At 44.2% G+C, this 18347-nt stretch carries 16 protein-coding genes; 12 read left to right on the top strand and 4 right to left on the bottom strand.

What is annotated here, in order from left to right:
* Positions 1-324 precede the first annotated feature (324 nt).
* Positions 325-2034, bottom strand: coding sequence for a Na/Pi cotransporter family protein (locus KUA48_RS08620; RefSeq protein WP_153073644.1), 1710 nt, complete (start codon positions 2032-2034; stop codon positions 325-327).
* A 171-nt stretch (positions 2035-2205) separates the two neighbouring features.
* Between KUA48_RS08620 and KUA48_RS08615 the strand changes: the two genes are divergently transcribed.
* Positions 2206-3867, top strand: a complete 1662-nt coding sequence (locus KUA48_RS08615; protein ID WP_118416882.1) for a nucleoside kinase — start codon at positions 2206-2208, stop codon at positions 3865-3867.
* Between the two features lie 586 nt (positions 3868-4453).
* Here KUA48_RS08615 and upp read toward each other — a convergent pair.
* Positions 4454-5113, bottom strand: a complete 660-nt coding sequence (gene upp, locus KUA48_RS08610; protein ID WP_022121512.1) for a uracil phosphoribosyltransferase — start codon at positions 5111-5113, stop codon at positions 4454-4456.
* A gap of 359 nt (positions 5114-5472) precedes the next feature.
* Here upp and pckA point away from each other — a divergent pair, with 359 nt between their 5' ends.
* The 11 genes from pckA (at position 5473) to KUA48_RS08555 (ending at position 17033) form a co-directional block, all read left to right on the top strand.
* Positions 5473-7074 (top strand): phosphoenolpyruvate carboxykinase (ATP), encoded by a 1602-nt coding sequence (gene pckA, locus KUA48_RS08605; protein ID WP_118253650.1) that lies wholly within the window; start codon positions 5473-5475, stop codon positions 7072-7074.
* 200 nt (positions 7075-7274) lie between these two features.
* A complete protein-coding gene (locus tag KUA48_RS08600; RefSeq protein ID WP_218432993.1) occupies positions 7275-8639 on the top strand; it encodes a DUF6242 domain-containing protein in 1365 nt (454 codons plus the stop codon).
* Positions 8594-9310, top strand: a complete 717-nt coding sequence (locus tag KUA48_RS08595) for a DUF6089 family protein (RefSeq protein WP_218432992.1) — start codon at positions 8594-8596, stop codon at positions 9308-9310. The genes KUA48_RS08600 and KUA48_RS08595 overlap by 46 nt, the downstream gene beginning before the upstream one ends.
* Positions 9307-10059, top strand: coding sequence for an isoprenyl transferase (locus tag KUA48_RS08590; protein WP_181975351.1), 753 nt, complete (start codon positions 9307-9309; stop codon positions 10057-10059). Before KUA48_RS08595 ends, KUA48_RS08590 begins: the two co-directional genes overlap by 4 nt.
* Positions 10060-10110: 51 nt before the next feature.
* On the top strand, positions 10111-12747 hold the full coding sequence (locus KUA48_RS08585) for an outer membrane protein assembly factor (RefSeq protein WP_118253654.1): 2637 nt from the start codon (positions 10111-10113) through the stop codon (positions 12745-12747).
* A gap of 11 nt (positions 12748-12758) precedes the next feature.
* Positions 12759-13271, top strand: a complete 513-nt coding sequence (locus KUA48_RS08580) for an OmpH family outer membrane protein (protein WP_022121518.1) — start codon at positions 12759-12761, stop codon at positions 13269-13271.
* Positions 13272-13363: 92 nt separating this feature from the next.
* Complete coding sequence (locus KUA48_RS08575; RefSeq protein WP_118253655.1) at positions 13364-13849, top strand: OmpH family outer membrane protein; 486 nt, start codon at positions 13364-13366, stop codon at positions 13847-13849.
* Between the two features lie 114 nt (positions 13850-13963).
* Positions 13964-14518 carry an OmpH family outer membrane protein gene (locus tag KUA48_RS08570; protein WP_153073648.1) on the top strand — a complete coding sequence of 185 codons (555 nt, stop codon included), beginning with the start codon at positions 13964-13966 and terminating at the stop codon, positions 14516-14518.
* On the top strand, positions 14515-15351 hold the full coding sequence (murI, locus tag KUA48_RS08565; protein ID WP_006848098.1) for a glutamate racemase: 837 nt from the start codon (positions 14515-14517) through the stop codon (positions 15349-15351). Before KUA48_RS08570 ends, murI begins: the two co-directional genes overlap by 4 nt.
* 30 nt (positions 15352-15381) lie before the next feature.
* Positions 15382-15717, top strand: coding sequence for a 30S ribosome-binding factor RbfA (gene rbfA, locus KUA48_RS08560; RefSeq protein ID WP_006848097.1), 336 nt, complete (start codon positions 15382-15384; stop codon positions 15715-15717).
* Positions 15718-15803: 86 nt separating this feature from the next.
* Complete coding sequence (locus KUA48_RS08555; RefSeq protein ID WP_006848096.1) at positions 15804-17033, top strand: FtsX-like permease family protein; 1230 nt, start codon at positions 15804-15806, stop codon at positions 17031-17033.
* Between the two features lie 96 nt (positions 17034-17129).
* Here KUA48_RS08555 and KUA48_RS08550 read toward each other — a convergent pair whose 3' ends face one another.
* Together KUA48_RS08550 and aroQ are read right to left on the bottom strand one after the other, a co-directional pair.
* Entirely contained in the window at positions 17130-17768 is a 639-nt protein-coding gene (locus tag KUA48_RS08550) for an O-methyltransferase (protein ID WP_118140397.1), read from the bottom strand.
* 29 nt (positions 17769-17797) lie between these two features.
* Entirely contained in the window at positions 17798-18232 is a 435-nt protein-coding gene (gene aroQ, locus KUA48_RS08545; protein WP_118253662.1) for a type II 3-dehydroquinate dehydratase, read from the bottom strand.
* Positions 18233-18347 lie beyond the last annotated feature (115 nt).

Genomic DNA, 18347 nt, shown 5'->3' with positions numbered 1-18347 from the left:
ATAATCAAGGGTCTATACGCCACCTGTTCATCGTGGCATATAGACCCTTGTCGTTTCTTCTGCTAACTGTCTTATACGTGAAAAAGTTGTCACCTTTAGGATGGTTAAACTAAATTTGTTACTATCTATTTTTCTTATCACTAAATGAGTTACGCATTTTTATTTTTATCACTATATGGGTTGTCAGCGAATACCCATTATACCTAACTAGGTTACTCTTTTTAAGGAGCTATCCCTAGAAAGGTTACGGTGATGATATTCTTTCAAATGCAAAGATACACATTTCAACTAATTAGAAGAATTTTACATAAAAAAATTGAGGTGTTATGCTTCATGCTGTCTTACACCCATGCGGGCCTCTACTACGTTTACCACATAGTCGCCGAGTTTCTCGCATTCCTGGATGATATCCATATACATGGTACCGATGGCGTAGGTATAGAGATGGTTGTTCACATCGTTGATGTTCTGGCTCTTCAACTGATTGCGATAGTTGTTGATTTCGTTCTCGATGTTGAAAGAGAGGTTGGCATCGTTGTCTCCCTTATGACCTACGAGTGTGATGTTCATTTGGGTAAGGGCATTGTCGGTAAGTTCCATCATCTGGTGCATGTGCTCATACTGTGAAGTGATGAAGTCTTCCTTGCCCTTGAAACGGCGGTTCAGCGTGCGTGCGATGTTGAAGCAGCTGTCACCGATACTCTCGATTTCAGAAATCTCACGGAGCATGGCACGAATCTTTGCCTTGGTCTCGTCAGAAAGATGAGAATCGCTCACCTGGTCAAGATACTTGGCAATCTCTATCTCCATGTTGTCAGAGATACCTTCGTATTTTTCGATGCGGCTATAGAGTTTTACAAACTTTTCTTCATTGGTCTCGCCAAGAAGCGTCTTCACCATGCCGAACATGCGCTGGATGCGCTCTGCAAAACAATGGATTTCCTTCTGTGCCTCCAAGACTGAGATTTCCGGTGTCTTCATGATACCGCTCTGGATAAAGCGCAGGCGGAAGTCGTCCTCATCGGTATTCTTCTTAGGACGGATAATCTTGCATACCAGCTTCTCTATCTGTGGAATGAACCATACCAGGATAAAGGTATTGGCGAGGTTGAAGGTGGTATGGAAGGCGGCAAGCACAAAGGATAGCTTGGTTGCATTGGCTACGAAATGAGGATCAGTCTTCTCCATGGCATCGTCGAAACCTACCCAGCCGCAAACCAGATGGATGAACGGGTGGAATATGCAGAGTATCCAAAGCACACCGAAGATGTTGAATACCATGTGCGCCATCGCCGCTCTCCGGGCCTGGGTATTGGCGGTGAGCGCTGCCACATTGGAGGTTACGGTTGTTCCGATATTCTCACCCATCACAAGCGCAATGCCCTGATAGATTGGCAATACGCCGGTAGAGCAGAGTATCATCGTAATCGCCATGACGGCTGCCGAACTCTGCACGCACATAGTGAGTATACTACCGATAATCAGAAAGGTGATGGTGGTCTGGAAACTGTGAGGGTCGAAACTTGCAAAGAATTCAAGAACCGGCTGATTATGAGCCAGATCCATGTCGATACCGGTTTGGCGTAAAGTTCCCAAACCGAGAAACATAAAGGATATACCGAAGATGAAGTCGCCGATAATCTTGCGCTTCTTGCTGTAAATCAGGATGATGGCGATGAAGAACGCCGGCCATACAAAATCTGTGATGTTAAACGAGAAACCGGCACTCATGATCCATGCGGTGAGCGTGGTTCCTATGTTGGCGCCCATGATAACGGAGATAGCCTGGGCTAGGGTAAGGAGACCGGCATTAACGAATGATACGGTCATCACTGTTGTGGCTGTAGAAGACTGCACCGCTGCGGTGATGAGCGTACCCGTGAGGATGCCCGTCAAACGGTTGGTGGTCATTGTTCCTAACACATGGCGGAGCTGTGGTCCTGCCATCTTCTGCAAACTGTCGCTCATGGTCTTCATACCGAACATCAGTAGGGCGAGTGCTCCAATAAGCTTAAAAAATATCCAAATCGACATATAATAACTTAATTAATGTTGTCAAATACATCTGGTTTCCGAATTTCTTCGTAACTTTACACTCTGTAGGCGTCTCTCTTCTAAAAAGAGTAAGCCGATGCTCAAAAAGCACCTTTGGGGGCTTCGAGAGCGGGTAGATTAGTTTAATTTTGTAACATAGTTTTAATACAAATGAAACAAGTAATTCAAATCCGTTGCAAAAATAATAAAAAATCTCAGAAAGTAGAAATCGGAAGCACACTTTTTGATATTTTTTCTGCATTTGACCTTAAAATGACCCACGGACCGGTGTCTGCAAGGGTAAATAACAAGGTTGAAGGCATGCATTATCGTGTTTATAATTCTAAAGATGTGGAATTCCTTGATATGACTTCTTCATCCGGTTCGCGTGCATATACCCGTACCCTCTTCTTTGTTCTCTGCAAGGCGGTACAGGACATTTATCCTGCTACAGATGTGGTGATTGATATCCCCGTATCGAATGGTTTCTACGTAGATATCCGCCTGGGCAGACCTGTTGTAGATGAAGATGTGAACATCATCCGCCGTCGCATGCAGGAGATTATCGATGCCAGGATGCCGATACGCCGCTTCACCGTGCCTACCGAAGAGGCAGTTGCGCTGTTCCAGGAGAAAGGGGATGTTGAGAAGGTGAAACTGCTCAAGACGTCGGGCTCTATCTATACTACCTATTATAAAATAGGTGATTATGTAGATTATTACTACGGCACGCTGCTCACCAATACCTCGCAGCTCTATCTCTTCGGGCTGGAGAAATATTATGATGGCATGCTCCTGCGCATTCCTTCGCTCAAGAACCCGGATGTGCTGGGCGAAATGACCCGACAGGACAAGATGTTTGAGATATTCAAGGAGCATCATCGCTGGCAGAGTATCCTGGGCATCAGGACTGTAGGCGATTTTAACCAGGCGATAGATGCCAATCATTCTACCGACATCATCAATATCAGCGAGGCGCTGCAGGAGAAGAAGATTGCCAAGATTGCTGAGGAGATTGCCAGCCGCAAGGGCGTGAAACTGGTGCTGCTGGCAGGTCCTTCTTCTTCGGGCAAGACCACTTCGTGCAAACGCCTGAGCATACAGCTTGCCGTAAACGGATTGAAACCGCTCCAGATTTCGCTCGATGATTATTTTGTAGATAGGGAGAAAACGCCGAAGGATGCTTCGGGCGAATATGATTATGAGAGCATCTATGCCCTGGATCTCGATCTGATCAACGAGCAGTTCAATGCCCTCTTCCGTGGTGAGGAGGTAGAATTGCCGAAGTATGATTTCCAGAGCGGAAAGAGTAAAAAGAGTGGCAACAAGCTGAAGATGAACGATAACAATGTGCTGGTGGTAGAGGGCATTCATGCATTGAACCCAGAGCTGACGGCCCACATCCCACAGGAGCAGATATTCAGAGTATATGCTTCGGCGCTGACCACGATTCTTCTGGATAATCACAATTATATCCCGACGACAGACAACCGTTTGCTCCGCCGCATCATCCGCGATTACAAGTATCGGGGTGTCTCTGCCCAGGAAACCATTCATCGCTGGCCTTCGGTAAGGGCGGGTGAGAACAAGTGGATATTCCCGTTCCAGGAGAATGCCGATGCGATGCTCAATACGGCGATGCTTTATGAGCTGGCTGTAATCAAGACGCAGGCAGAGCCGCTGCTGCAGCAGGTTCCGGAGAATTGCGAGGAATATGCTGAGGCTTACCGGTTGCTTAAGTTCCTGAAATACTTCAAGGGTATACCTTATAATAATCTGCCGCCTACTTCGCTTCTGCGAGAGTTCCTGGGGGGCAGCTCGTTTCATTATTAAAGGTTTTATCTTTCGGAGATAAGTTGGCTGTTTGAGTAGGACAGCCAACTGGCAGAAGCCGGACAGCCGACTAGCGCCTTATCCGCTAGTCGGCTGTTTGTCTTTAACAGTTCTCGGAACTGGGTTTATCTGATATCCTTTTAGACGTCTGATTTTCTTTTTTATGCGATAGACGAAAAACTCTTCACTCTTCACCAAATGCTCCGAACCCCCTGTGTTTATCGGCATTCCGAGGGGTGAAGAGTGTTCGGGCACTCTTCACCCACTCTTCATCACTCTTCACCTTCTGTTGCAGCGGTCTTGTACCTCTTTTTAATTGAACTTTCGTAAGTTTTGCCCCACACGCCCTGGGCTAGGAGCTTTTGGGTCTTCAGCCCGTACTTGAACCGCATGCGAAAGTTCAGTTTTTTTAATGTCTGTTGGTGAAGAGTGGTGAAGAGTAGGTGAAGAGATAAAAACAACTCTTCACCCCTCGGAATGCCGATAAACACAGGGGTTTCGGACCGAAAGGTGAAGAGTGAAGAGTATTTCAGAGTAGAGTTGCTATACTTTATTATAAAGCGTACGAATTTATAAAGCCTGCGGCTTAGAGCTTGCTGCCATAGCACAAGTCGCCGGCGTCGCCGAAGCCTGGCACGATGTACTTATGCTCGTTCAACCCCTCATCAATAGAGGCACACCAAATAGTAGTCTTGTCCTCGGGGAAGGTCTTCTTGATGTGCTCAATGCCCTCAGGTGCAGCGAGAACACAGGCAATGTGGATATGTTTAGGATTGCCCTTGGTGAGGAAAGCCTTCATACCCATCTCCATGCTGATACCTGTGGCAAGCATAGGGTCGGCAATGATGAGCACCTTATCAGTAAGATCAGGTGTGGCGAGGTATTCGATATGTACGCCCACCTCAGTATGCTCCTTGTTGGTATACTCGCGATAAGCACTCACAAAGGCATTGCCAGAGTGGTCGAAAATATTGAGAAAACCTTCGTGGAAAGGAAGTCCGGCACGGAAGATCGTACCGATGACAATCTTTTCGGTAGGAAGATTGACCTGGGCTACACCGAGTGGTGTAGTCACCTCAGTCTTTTCGTAATTAAGAGTCTTTGATATTTCAAAGGCTTCATACTCACCGATTCTCATAATGTTGTTGCGGAAGAGCAGTCGGTTCTTTTGATAATCGCAGTCACGCATCTCAGCCAGATAGCGGTTGATGATGCAATTGTGCTCGCTCAGATTATTTATCTTCATATAGCTGTAGTTTTTCTGCAAAGATATAATAAATCTCGGAAACGGCAAAATGTTTGGGCAATTATTTTCTCTCTGGGGAATGAAAGAACATGTTTCTATCTTATTTTTCCTTCAAATATTCTCTTATATATAAAAGAGGTGTAAATCTCAGCTTCAAATTCTCCAAGCAGAGATTTTTTGCAAAGTCAACGTGGCAAATATCAGATGAAATCTTCCATTTTTAACTTCTTTAACCTAAAAAGAATTTAAAATACATTTTTTATGCATGAGAATCTTTGCCATAAAACATATTTTTCGTAACTTTGCGGCGATTTAGGAAACGAACAAATATTTCACAACTTAAATACATTTAAAGTAAAATGGCAAAGTTAGATTTGACAAAGTATGGTATTACTGGTGCTACAGTAATCGCTCACAATCCTTCTTACGAGAAGTTGTTCGAGGAGGAGACAAAGGCTGGTCTCGAAGGTTATGAGAAGGGTCAGCAGACAGAATTAGGTGCAGTTAACGTTATGACTGGTATCTACACAGGTCGTTCACCTAAGGATAAGTACATCGTAATGGATGAGAACTCAAAGGACACTGTATGGTGGACTACTGATGAATATAAGAATGATAACCACCCAATGTCTGAGGAGGTTTGGGGTACAGTGAAGGACCTCGCTGTTAAGGAGCTCTGCAACAAGAACCTCTATGTTGTAGATGGTTTCTGCGGTGCTAACAAGGATACTCGTATGGCTGTTCGTTTCATCGTTGAGGTTGCTTGGCAGGCTCACTTCGTAACAAACATGTTCATCCGTCCTACAGCTGAGGAGCTCGAGGCATTCGAGCCAGACTTCGTTGTTTACAACGCTTCTAAGGCTAAGGTTGAGAACTACAAGGAGCTCGGTTTGAACTCTGAGACTTGTGTTGCTTTCAACGTAACATCTAAGGAGCAGGTTATCATCAATACATGGTATGGTGGTGAGATGAAGAAGGGTATGTTCTCTATGATGAACTACTTCTTGCCATTGAAGGGTATGGCTTCTATGCACTGCTCTGCTAACTGCGATATGAACGGTGAGAATACAGCTATCTTCTTCGGTCTTTCTGGTACAGGTAAGACTACATTGTCTACAGACCCTAAGCGTAAGTTGATCGGTGACGATGAGCACGGATGGGATGACAATGGTGTATTCAACTTCGAAGGTGGTTGCTACGCTAAGGTTATCAACCTTGACAAGGAGTCTGAGCCAGATATCTACAACGCTATCAAGCGCAACGCTCTCTTGGAGAACGTAACTGTAGCTGCTGATGGTAAGATTGACTTCGCTGATAAGAGCGTAACAGAGAACACTCGTGTTTCTTACCCAATCTTCCACATCAACAACATCCAGCCAGGTTCTTCTGCTCCAGCTGCTAAGCAGGTTATCTTCCTCTCAGCTGATGCATTCGGTGTATTGCCTCCAGTATCTATCCTGACTCCAGAGCAGACTCAGTACTATTTCCTCTCTGGCTTCACAGCTAAGTTGGCAGGTACAGAGCGCGGTATCACAGAGCCTACTCCAACATTCTCTGCTTGCTTCGGCCAGGCATTCTTGGAGTTGCACCCAACAAAGTACGCTCAGGAGTTGGTTAAGAAGATGAACAAGAACAACGCTAAGGCTTACCTCGTTAACACAGGTTGGAACGGTACTGGCAAGCGTATCTCTATCCGCGATACACGTGGTATCATTGACGCTATTCTGAACGGTGACATCGACAAGGCTCCTACAAAGCAGATTCCTATGTTCGACTTCAAGGTTCCAACAGAGTTGCCAGGTGTAGCTACTGAGATCTTGGATCCACGCGATACATACGCTGAGGCTTCTCAGTGGGAGGAGAAGGCTAAGGATTTGGCTGCTCGTTTCATCAAGAACTTCGCTAAGTATACAAACAACGAGGCTGGTAAGGCTCTCGTTGCTGCTGGTCCACAGCTCTAATTCGACACTTCGAATTTATACTAAATATGGAATCCCGTTTCTTGCAAAAGAAGCGGGATTTCTTCGTTTTTACGCCTCGAAATCACTAAAAAACTTAAAAAATGCGTCTAAAATGAATAATTTGCATAATAATAAGGAGAAAAGGTCGAGTTTTTAAAGAATTCTCAGTAAATTTGCAGCTAAAAATAAAATAGGATAGAATGAAAAGGAAGTTTTTTGCTTTCATAGCGCTGATTACAGCTACGCTCTCGCTCTCTTCTTGCTTGAGCAGCGATGAAACAACAGTAGAATATACACATGATACAGCCATCACGGCTTTCTCGTTGGGTAGTCTTGACAGATATACCAAAACGAAGGCAGGTAAAGATACCTTGCTCAAGGCTAATGTGACGGGCTCTGACTATAAATTTTACATAGATCAGGCACAACGCTTGATTTATAATGTAGATTCCTTGCCTTGTGGGGTGAGGGATACTGCCATATTGGCTACTATCAGCAGCAAGAATAGCAGCCCTATTCTCCTGATGGATATCAACAAGCCTGATTCTGTCGCAGCATACTATTCAAGCTCTGATTCCATTAACTTCTCAAAGCCTCGCTTTATTAGAGTTTACAGCAGCGACTACTCTGCCTATGCCGAGTATAAGGTTACCGTAAACGTACATAAGGAGTTGCCTTATGAGTTTAAGTGGCATGAGCTGGCTCAGAACAACAGTCAGTTGGCTGAGTTCTCTGATCTGAAGGCTGTAGCTTGTGGTGATTCCATCTATGTATTCGGCAAGACTGCCGAGGGTACTAAGGTGCTGAAGTCAGCCATCAATGATGGCAGCGCCTGGTCACCTATTATGATGAACGAAAGCTTAAGTAGTGACGCTTACCAGAGTGCAGTAGCGCTGGAAGGCAAACTCTATATCTCAGATGGCGGCAAGGTTTATGCTTCTGCCGATGCAGAAACATGGACAGAGGTTTCTGAAAACGCAGATATCAAGCAGCTCATTGGTGCAAGCAGCAAGTATCTCTATGCTTATACTGCTGCAGGTATCTCTGTTTCAAAAGACAAGGGTGTCAGCTGGGAGCAGGAGAAACTTGATACAGATGCAGACTATTTGCCAACACAGAATATCTCAATGAATGCGGCTGGCGTGCTCTCTGCAAAAAATGTGGAGAACGTGATGCTGATGGGTACTCGTGACAAGGCTTTGAATGATACGGTTGCCACCACATGGTTGCGCACGGTTGACTATGATGTAAATGCTGAAGCCGGACAGTGGAACTATCTGGAAATCGAAAACAATAAAAGTGGAAAGATGCCTTGGCTGGATCAGGTAATTACCTGTGCTGCCGATACAGGCTTCGTTGCTTTAGGCAATAACGGCAAATGGTATAAGAGCCAGAATGCCGGATTGACTTGGAAGCAGGATAAGATGGTTGTTCTGCCTGCTAAGTTTGCTACTGAAGGTCGTTTCGCTTTCTGTCGTGACAAGCAACATTACTATTGGATTATCAGAAACGGATACGTATGGAGAGGACGTTTCAATATAGATGGCTGGAGCAAGGAAGATTAATCATCCTGCTTGCCTTCTTAACTCTGGGCTGTATGGCGGTTCGTGCACAGGACGATCCGCAATATCGCATGGAGATAGGCGCCGGTGTGGGAGTAATGACCTATGAAGGCGACTTTAACGGAAATGTGCTTGGCGACATGCAACCTGCCGGTTTCCTGTTGGGAAGATACAATTTCGACCCCTACAAGGACTTGAAACTGAGCGTGGGCTTTGGAAAAATAAAAGGTTCTTCGGCAAATGTGGATACTTTCTATCCTGATTATGCGGAGAATCTCTATTCCTTCAATCATACGCTGGTGGATATGAATCTGGTGTTTGAGTACAACTTCTGGCCCTACGGAACAGGCAGAGACTATCGCGGAGCCCAGCGCCTGGTTCCTTATATACTGGGTGGCTTGGGAGCAACCTATGTAAAAGGTAACGAAAAAAATGTATTTACAGCCAACGTGCCTTTAGGCATCGGCGCAAAATATAAAGTGAACGAAAGGTTGAACTTGGGACTGGCTTGGACTTTCCATTTCTCGCTCAGCGATGAACTGGATGGTGTGAAAGACCCTTACTGGGTAAAGAGCAGTGGCATTTTCAAGAATACCGACTGCTATTCTACCATAGCCGTTTCGGTGACCTATAGTTTCAGTGCAAAATGTAAAACTTGTAATAAAGAAGAATGATGGACAACTTAGATATGAACAGGATTCCTGAGCACATCGCTATCATTATGGATGGCAATGGTCGCTGGGCAACAGAACGGGGCAAGGAGCGTAGCTACGGCCATCAGGCTGGAGTAGATACCGTGCGCCGAATTACATCGGAGTGTACCAGGTTGGGGGTAAAATATCTCACCCTCTATACTTTCTCTACAGAGAATTGGAACCGTCCGGCCGATGAGGTTGCTGCCTTGATGGGACTGGTACTGACTTCGCTCGAAGATGAAATCTTCATGAAGAATAATGTCCGCTTCCGTGTGATAGGTGATTTGAAACGCCTGCCACAACAGGTGCAGGACAAGCTTCAGGAGACCATGGACCATACTGCGAAGAACGATTCGATGACTATGGTAGTGGCATTGAGCTATTCTTCACGTTGGGAAATCCTGAATGCTACAAAGAAAATGGTAAAAGAAGCGCTCGAGTCTGGTTCAACCTATGAGCAGATAGAGGATAAACTGACAGAGGAGAACTTCGAGAAGCATCTTGAGACCAGTTTCATGCCAGATCCTGAACTTCTGATACGTACAGGAGGTGAACTCCGTATCAGCAACTATCTTCTTTGGCAGATAGCTTATTCAGAGTTGTATTTCTGTGATACCTTCTGGCCAGACTTCAATGAAGAAGATCTGCACAAGGCAATAGCAAGTTATCAGAACCGCCAACGTCGATTTGGAAAAACCGAGGCACAGGTGGAAGAGGAGGAGAAATAGGCAAACCTCATACAAGCATAGAAAAATCATATTATATATAATAAGGTATAAATGAATAGATTTAAAAAGATTTTCATCCTGCTGTTCGGCGTAATGGCATGCATGCAGATTCAGGCACAAGATAAAATCGTAAACCCTGACATCTCGTATGCTGGTACACCTCGTACCCTTAAGATTGGTGGTATCAATGTTTCGGGTGTTGAGGGCTACGAAGACTATGTTCTCACAGGTATCTCAGGCCTCAGTGTGGGCGATGAGATTACTGTGCCTGGCGACGAGATTACCAATGCCGTAAAGCGCTACTGGAAACATGGACTCTTCTCGAAGGTGGCTATCGCTGCCGACTCTATCGTAGGTGAGAAGCTTTATCTCCATATCTATCTTGCGGTTCGTCCACGTATCTCTAATATCAACTATGTTGGTTTGAAGAAGAGCGAGCGTGAAGATATGGAGCAGAAGTTGGGTATGGTAAAGGGCACTCAGGTAACTCCGAATATGCTCGACCGTGCCAAGATTCTCGCCAAGAAGTATTTCGATGATAAGGGTTTCAAGAACGCTGATATCCAGATAAACCAGCGCGATGATATTGCCAACAAGGGACAGGTAATCCTGGATGTTGTTGTTGACAAGAAAGAAAAAATCAAGGTACATCAGATAACAATCGATGGAAACGAACAGCTTTCTGACCGCAAGATTAAGGGTGGACTCTTCTCGAAGGGCGCTTTTGCCAAGACGCATGAGGCTGGTAAGTTCGCCTCTTTCTTCAAGTCGAAGAAGTTTACCCCTGAGAGATGGAAGGAAGATAAGCAGAAACTCATCGACAAATATAATGAGTATGGTTTCCGTGATGCTCAGATTCTGGAAGATAGCGTGAGCAACTTCGATGAGAAGCACGTTAATATCTACATCAAGGTAGATGAAGGTAAGAAATACTATATCCGTAACATCTCCTGGGCAGGTAATACCGTTTACTCTTCAGCTTATCTCGAAGCATTGCTCGGCATGAAGAAGGGCGATGTATATAACCAGAAGATATTGGGTAAGCGCCTGAATGAAGATGATGACGCAGTTTCTAACCTCTACTATAATAATGGTTATGTGTTCTCTCGTATCGAACCGACTGAAATCAATATTGATGGCGACTCTATCGATTTGGAGATGCGCGTAACAGAGGGACCTCAGGCTTATCTGAGCCATGTACGTATCAATGGTAATACCCGTCTTTACGAAAACGTAGTGCGTCGTGAACTTCGTACCAAGCCAGGCGACCTTTTCTCTAAGGATGCTCTGATGCGTTCGGCTCGTGAACTTGCTTCTATGGGACACTTTGATCCAGAGAAGGTTAGCCCGGATGTAAAGCCTAATCCTGAAGATGGTACGGTTGATGTAAACTGGAACCTGGAGCAGAAGAGTAACGACCAGATTGAGTTCTCGCTCGGTTGGGGTCAGACGGGTGTCATCGGACGTGTGGGCTTGAAGCTCAACAACTTCTCTATGGCAAACCTCTTCAACAAAAACAAGGAGCATCGTGGTATCATGCCTATCGGTGATGGTGAGGTGCTGAGTATAGGTGCACAGACCAATGGTACCTACTACCAGAGCTATAACGTAAGCTACTCTACCAACTGGTTTGGCGGCAAGCGCCCTATCCAGTTCAGCGTAGGTGCATACTACAGTAAGAGTACCGACGTGTCAAGCAACTATTACAATAGTGCTTACATGAACAACTATTACAGTTATATGTATGGTTATGGTTCTAGTTACTATAACAACTACGAGAATTATTACGATCCAGACAAGTATATCCAGATGGTGGGTGTAAGTCTCGGTTGGGGTAAGCGCCTCCGTTGGCCGGATGATTACTTCACCTTGTCTGTACAGTTGGCTTACCAGCGCTACATGATGAAGAACTGGAGCTATATGTTGATGACCAACGGTAATGCGAACAACTTGAACTTGACCATCGCATTGAACCGAACATCAACCGATAACCAACTCTTCCCACGTCGTGGTTCTGAGGTTGAGGCAAGTGTCAACCTTACTCCACCATGGAGTGCGTTCGACAACAAGGACTACAAGAATCTTGCCAACGATTCTAAGTCGCCAACCTATTCTGCTGAGCAGCAGGAGAAGTACAGATGGATTGAATACCATAAGTGGAAGTTCAAGGCAAAGACTTATACTGCACTCACAGAGGGTCAGAAGTGCTTCGTATTGATGACCCGTGTAGAACTCGGCTTGCTCGGTTCTTATAACAAGTATAAGAAGAGTCCGTTCGAGACCTACTATGTGGGTGGTGACGGTATGAGTGGATACTCATCATATTATGGTGAGGAAACAATCGGACTCCGCGGTTATGAGAATGGTTCTGTATCTTACAGTCCTACAACCGGTTACTATGCTTATGCATACGACCGCTTCTCATTGGAGCTTCGCTATCCATTCCTCTTAGGTAACACAACCATTTATGGTTTGACCTTCGTAGAGGCTGGTAACGCCTGGTATGAAACCAAGAAGTTCAACCCATTCAGCATGAAACGTAGTGCCGGTGTCGGTGTACGTATCTTCTTGCCTATGGTTGGTCTCATGGGTATCGACTGGGCTTACGGTTTCGACAAGGTATGGAATGGTAGTTCATATAAGAAGGGTGGAAGCCAGTTCCACTTCATCTTAGGTCAGGAATTCTAAAAATGGGTTTTATGAAGAAAATAGTATTGATGCTGATGATGGCTGTAGCAGCCATCTCAGCACATGCACAGAAATATGCATTGATAGATATGGAGTACATCTTGAAGAATGTACCCGCTTATGAGCGTGCCAACGAGCAGTTGAATCAGGTAAGCCGCAAATGGCAGGCTGAGGTAGAAGCTCTTAACACAGAGGCAAGCACCATGTATAAGAACTATCAGAACGAGGTAGTGTTCCTTTCTCAGGAGCAGAAGAAGGCTAAGCAGGATGCCATCATGCAGAAAGAGAAGGAGGCTAGCGATTTGAAGAAAAAATATTTTGGTGCAGAAGGCGACCTTTATAAGATGCGTGAGGCATTGATGGGACCTATTCAGGAAGAGATTTATACAGCCGTAAAAGAGATTTCAGACCTGCGCGGATATTCGCTTGTTCTCGATAGAGCTAGCAACAGCGGCATCATCTTTGGCTCTCCTAAGATAGATATTAGCAACGAAGTGCTCCAAAAATTAGGTTATTCCAAATAATAATTGTATATTTGCAGCCGGTAAGTACATGTGCCAATGGTTGGCAGCATGAAAACTTCATTTAGAAATTAATAATTAAAAAGAATAGAACAATGAAAAAGCTTATTTTAATGTTGATGCTCTGTGCACCAATGACTATGATGGCTCAGAAGTTTGGTAAAGTAAATACTCAGCAGATTATGCAGTCTTTGCCAGATGTAGCTAAGGCTAATGGCGAGATGGAAGCTCTCCAGAAGCAGAAGGAGAATGACTTGAAGTCTATGCAGGATGAGTTGCAGCGTAAGGCTGACGAGTATCAGAAGGGTTCCAGCACAATGAATGCTACAGCAAAGCAGCAGAAGGAAACTGAGTTGCAGACTCTCCAGCAGAAAATTCAGCAGGCTTACCAGGATGGTCAGCAGGAGTTGCAGAAGAAGAGCAGCGAACTCATGCAGCCTATCGTAGCAAAGGTACGTACAGCTATCGCGGCTGTAGGCAAGGCTGGTAACTACACCTTCATCTTCGAGGATGGTGCAGCTGTATATACAGGTACTAACGTAGTAGACGTTACTAAGGAAGTACAGGCTAAGATTAAGTAATCAAGGCAAATAAAAAGAATATAGATTGAGGGCAGGCAGAAGTGCTTGCCCTTATTTCTCATTTTTAATAACGAGGTATTTATAAGGTATTCATCATAAACGGTATCACTCATCATGAAAAAGAATCTCTTATTTCTGGCTTTTGCTCTCATCTCTTTGACTGTTTCAGCCCAGCATACAACGCCTGCAGCAAAGGTTCAGCAACAACAGATTGCTGTATCTGCTCCCTTGCATTTTGGCTACTTTAGTTTTGATAAGGTTTTTCATACTATGCCTGGTTACGCTATAGCCAAGCATAATATGGATGAACTCCGTGAGAAATACGATGCAGAAATGAAACGTGTAGAAACTGAGTTTAATGCTAAGTATGAGGAATTTCTTGATGGACAGCGCACTTATGCCAAGACAATTCTGGAGAAGCGTCAGGCTGAATTGCGTGAATTGATGGAGAAAAATATTGCCTTCAAGGCTGAGGCTACCCGCCTGTTGCAGCAAGCAGAGAATGATGCTTATGCTCCGCTCAAAGCAAAAATAAACGAGGAAGCTAAAAAGATTGGCAAGCAGAAGGGGTTTGCCTTTATCATCAATACAGACAATAATGCAGCTCCTTATCTCAACGAAGAGATGGGGGAGGATATTACAGCTTTGCTGGAGGAGACTTTGAAATGATGTTGCCTTCTAATCCCGGACCAATCGGTGTCTTTGATTCTGGTTATGGCGGACTGACCATCCTGCATGGGTTGCGCCAGACGATGCCTCAGTATGATTATATGTACTTGGGTGATAACGCTCGTGCTCCTTATGGCTCGCGTTCGTTTGAGGTGGTTTATAAGTTCACACGCCAGGCTGTGCTTAAACTTTTCTCTATGGGGTGTCATCTCGTTATCCTGGGATGTAATACTGCTTCGGCTAAGGCACTACGTTCTTTGCAGCAGCGCGATATTCCTGAGTTGGATCCCAGCAGAAGAGTTTTGGGTATTATCCGCCCTACTGCCGAAGTAATTGGTACTATTACCAAGAGTAATCACGTGGGACTTTTGGCTACAGAAGGTACTATTAAAAGCCAAAGTTATAATATGGAAATTTCGAAACTTTGGCCAGAGATTCAGGTGAGTGGCGTGGCTTGTCCGCTTTGGGCTGCCATCGTGGAAGCCAATGAAGCAGATAGTCCGGGAGCTGATTATTTCGTAAAGAAACGCATCGACCAGCTGATGCTGAAGGACGCTGATATTGATACCATTATTTTGGGTTGCACGCATTATCCGCTTCTTATGAGCAGCATTGTGAAGAATCTTCCTGATGGCGTAAGAGTGGTTCCGCAAGGACAATATGTAGCAAACAGTCTGAAAGATTATCTGAACCGCCATCCGCAGATGGAACAGATGATAACCAAAACAGGCTCTTGCCGATATCTCACAACAGAGAGTGAGGATAAATTCAAGGAATCTGCACAGATTTTCCTTCATGAACAGGTGGAGGTTACACATGTAGATCTTGAATAGTTTATAGTTAATAATTTATAGTTAATAGTTATGCAAGAAACAAGACAAAACCGTATATCAAGACTTCTCCAGAAGGAGTTGAGTCTTATCTTCCAGTCACAAACCCGCATGATGCATGGTGTGATGGTAAGTGTTACTAAGGTTAGAGTAAGTCCAGATCTCAGTATCTGTACTGCTTACTTGAGTGTGTTCCCTTCTGAAAAAGGAGAGGAGATTTTGAAGAACATCAATGCAAATGAGAAGACGATCCGTTTCGACTTGGGTAAAAAAGTGAGAAACCAGTTACGTATTATTCCAGAACTCCGTTTCTTCCTTGATGATAGTCTCGATTATTTGGAGCACATTGATGAACTCTTGAAAAAGTAAAAGAGTAAGGAAGTAAAAAGACAAGGGAGTTAAGACGGCAATTCTTGACTCCCTATACTGTTATATAAATAAGGTAAGATAGAATTATGAATTTCCCATTCTTTATAGCTCGCAGGTATCTTTTCTCAAAGAAGAGTACGCACGTCATCAACGTCATCAGTTCTATTTCTGTAATAGGTGTGGCGGTAGCTACGATGGCTCTGGTCATCGTTCTGAGTGTTTTTAACGGCTTCCATGACCTGGTAGCTTCACTCTTTACGAGTTTTGACCCACAACTCAAGGTTGTGCCTGTTGAGGGAAAGACTGCACCTGCAGATGATCCTATTCTTACTAAGATTCGTCTTTTGCCGCAGGTAGATGTTGCAACAGAAACCGTAGAAGATCAAGCTCTTGCAATCTATAATGATCATCAGGCTATGGTGAAAATCAAGGGTGTAGATGATAATTTTGCAGAACTTTCTCATATTACAGATATTTTATATGGTGATGGCTCTTTCTCCTTGCATGCTGCCAATCTGGAATATGGAACCGTAGGTATCCGTCTTGCCCAGAATTTAGGCATAGGAGCACAATGGGATGGTTTCCTGAAAATCTATGCTCCTAAAAAGGAAGGACAGCTGGATATGACTAACCCTGGTGATGGCTTTGTTGTTGACTCGCTCAACTCTCCTGGCGTACTTTTTGCCGTCAAACAGGCTAAGTATGATAAAAACTACATCATCACTTCTATTTCATTTGCCCGTAATCTCTTTGGTCAGCAAGGTATGCTCTCTGATTTGGAATTACGCTTGAAACCGGGTAGCAATCTGGATGCTGTAAAGGCAGAGATGCAGCAGATAGCTGGTAATAAATATAAAGTGCTTGACAGATTTGAACAACAGGAAGATACCTTTAAAATTATGTCGATAGAGAAGATGATTGCTTATATCTTCCTGACCTTTATCTTAGTTGTTGCATGTTTCAATATCATCGGGTCGCTTTCTATGCTTATTATTGATAAGAAAAATGATGTAGTGACTCTTCGTAATCTTGGAGCTAACGATAAGCAGATTACCAGAGTATTTCTTTTTGAAGGTAGAATGATAGCTGTGATAGGTGCTGTTATCGGTATTGGATTGGGCTTGCTCCTCTGCTTTTTGCAGCAGCAATATGGATTTGTACGTCTGGGAGATTCTGAAGGCTCCTTTATTGTTGATGCTTATCCGGTAAGTGTTCATTACTCAGATGTTGCTATTATCTTCGTTACTGTAATTGCTGTAGGTTGGCTTGCTGTATGGTATCCTGTAAGAGCGCTGAGTAAAAGGCTGTTGAGTTAAACCTACAGAATTTCTTATACTTGGGTGCATATACTAAAAGAAATGGCATGAATCTTTCATGGGGGATTCATGCCATTTCTTGTTCTAATTGATTTTTTATTTTTTCCTGATGAGTGTAAGACCATCGCGTAGTGGTAAGATTACAACCTCTACTCTAGGATCTCTTGCTATTAAATCATTGAAAGCCCGAATGCCTTGAGTCTGGTGGTCTCGGTCGTAGGCAGGATCGATGACGTGACCATCCCAAAGAGTATTGTCTGCAAGGATGTAGCCTCCAGGGTTCAGGATGCTCATAACCATTTCATACGTTTCTATATAGGTACGCTTATCGCCATCAACAAAAGCCATATCGAATTTTACGCCTAGTTGGGGCGCTTCTATGTTGGCATCACCGATGCGGAAGTCAATCTTATCGGCAACATTCGAACCTTCTATCCAGGGACGGGTAAAATCTTCCATCTCATCATTGATCTCGAAAGTGTAGAGTTTTCCACCTTCCTGCAATCCCTGGGCCAGGCAGATAGCACTATAGCCACTAAATGTACCTACTTCCAGAATGTTCTTCGGGCGAATCATCTCTACAAGCATCTTGAGAAGTCTGCCCTGAATATGGCCGCTAGCCATACGTCCATGGATAGTATGTATATTGGTGGCGCGGTAAAGACGATACAGATAATCGCCTTCAGGCTCTATATGCTGGCAGATATATTTGTCTATAAGTTCTGTCTCTGTCATAATCTGATGGATTTAGAGTAACGGAAATCTTACTCTTCTGTTTCTTTCTGTGCTAAGATTCCTGAAATGGCAAGTTCGTAAGAAGCCAGACCGAAACCGCAGATTACGCCCAGGCAAGCACAGGAAATATATGAATGATGGCGGAACTCTTCACGTTTATGCACATTAGAGATGTGTACTTCAACGCAAGGGCATTTCAAACTGCGAATACAATCCTGCAAGGCGATGCTGGTATGAGTATAGGCGCCAGCATTGAGTACTACACCATCATGGGAAAAACCAACTTCCTGCAACTTGTTGATTAACTCGCCTTCAATGTTGCTCTGAAAGTACTCTATCTCAATATCTGGGAATTTCGCTTTCAGCTTAGGCAGATAACTCTCGAAAGAATTGCTACCATAAATACCTGGTTCTCTTACACCAAGAAGGTTCAAGTTTGGACCATTAATAATTTGTATCTTCATATTTACTTGATTTTTAATCGTAATCCATATTTTTTTCGTATCTTTGCGGCAGAGATCTTTTGTACTCTCCTGTCTTATGCAAAGACGATGCAAAGATACAATAAATTAAGGAAAC

The sequence above is a fragment of the Segatella copri genome, from assembly GCF_019249795.2.
GTDB classification, from domain to species: domain Bacteria; phylum Bacteroidota; class Bacteroidia; order Bacteroidales; family Bacteroidaceae; genus Prevotella; species Prevotella copri_B.
Note: the sequence above shows the minus strand (reverse complement) of the source record. Positions and strands in the feature narration are given on the sequence as shown.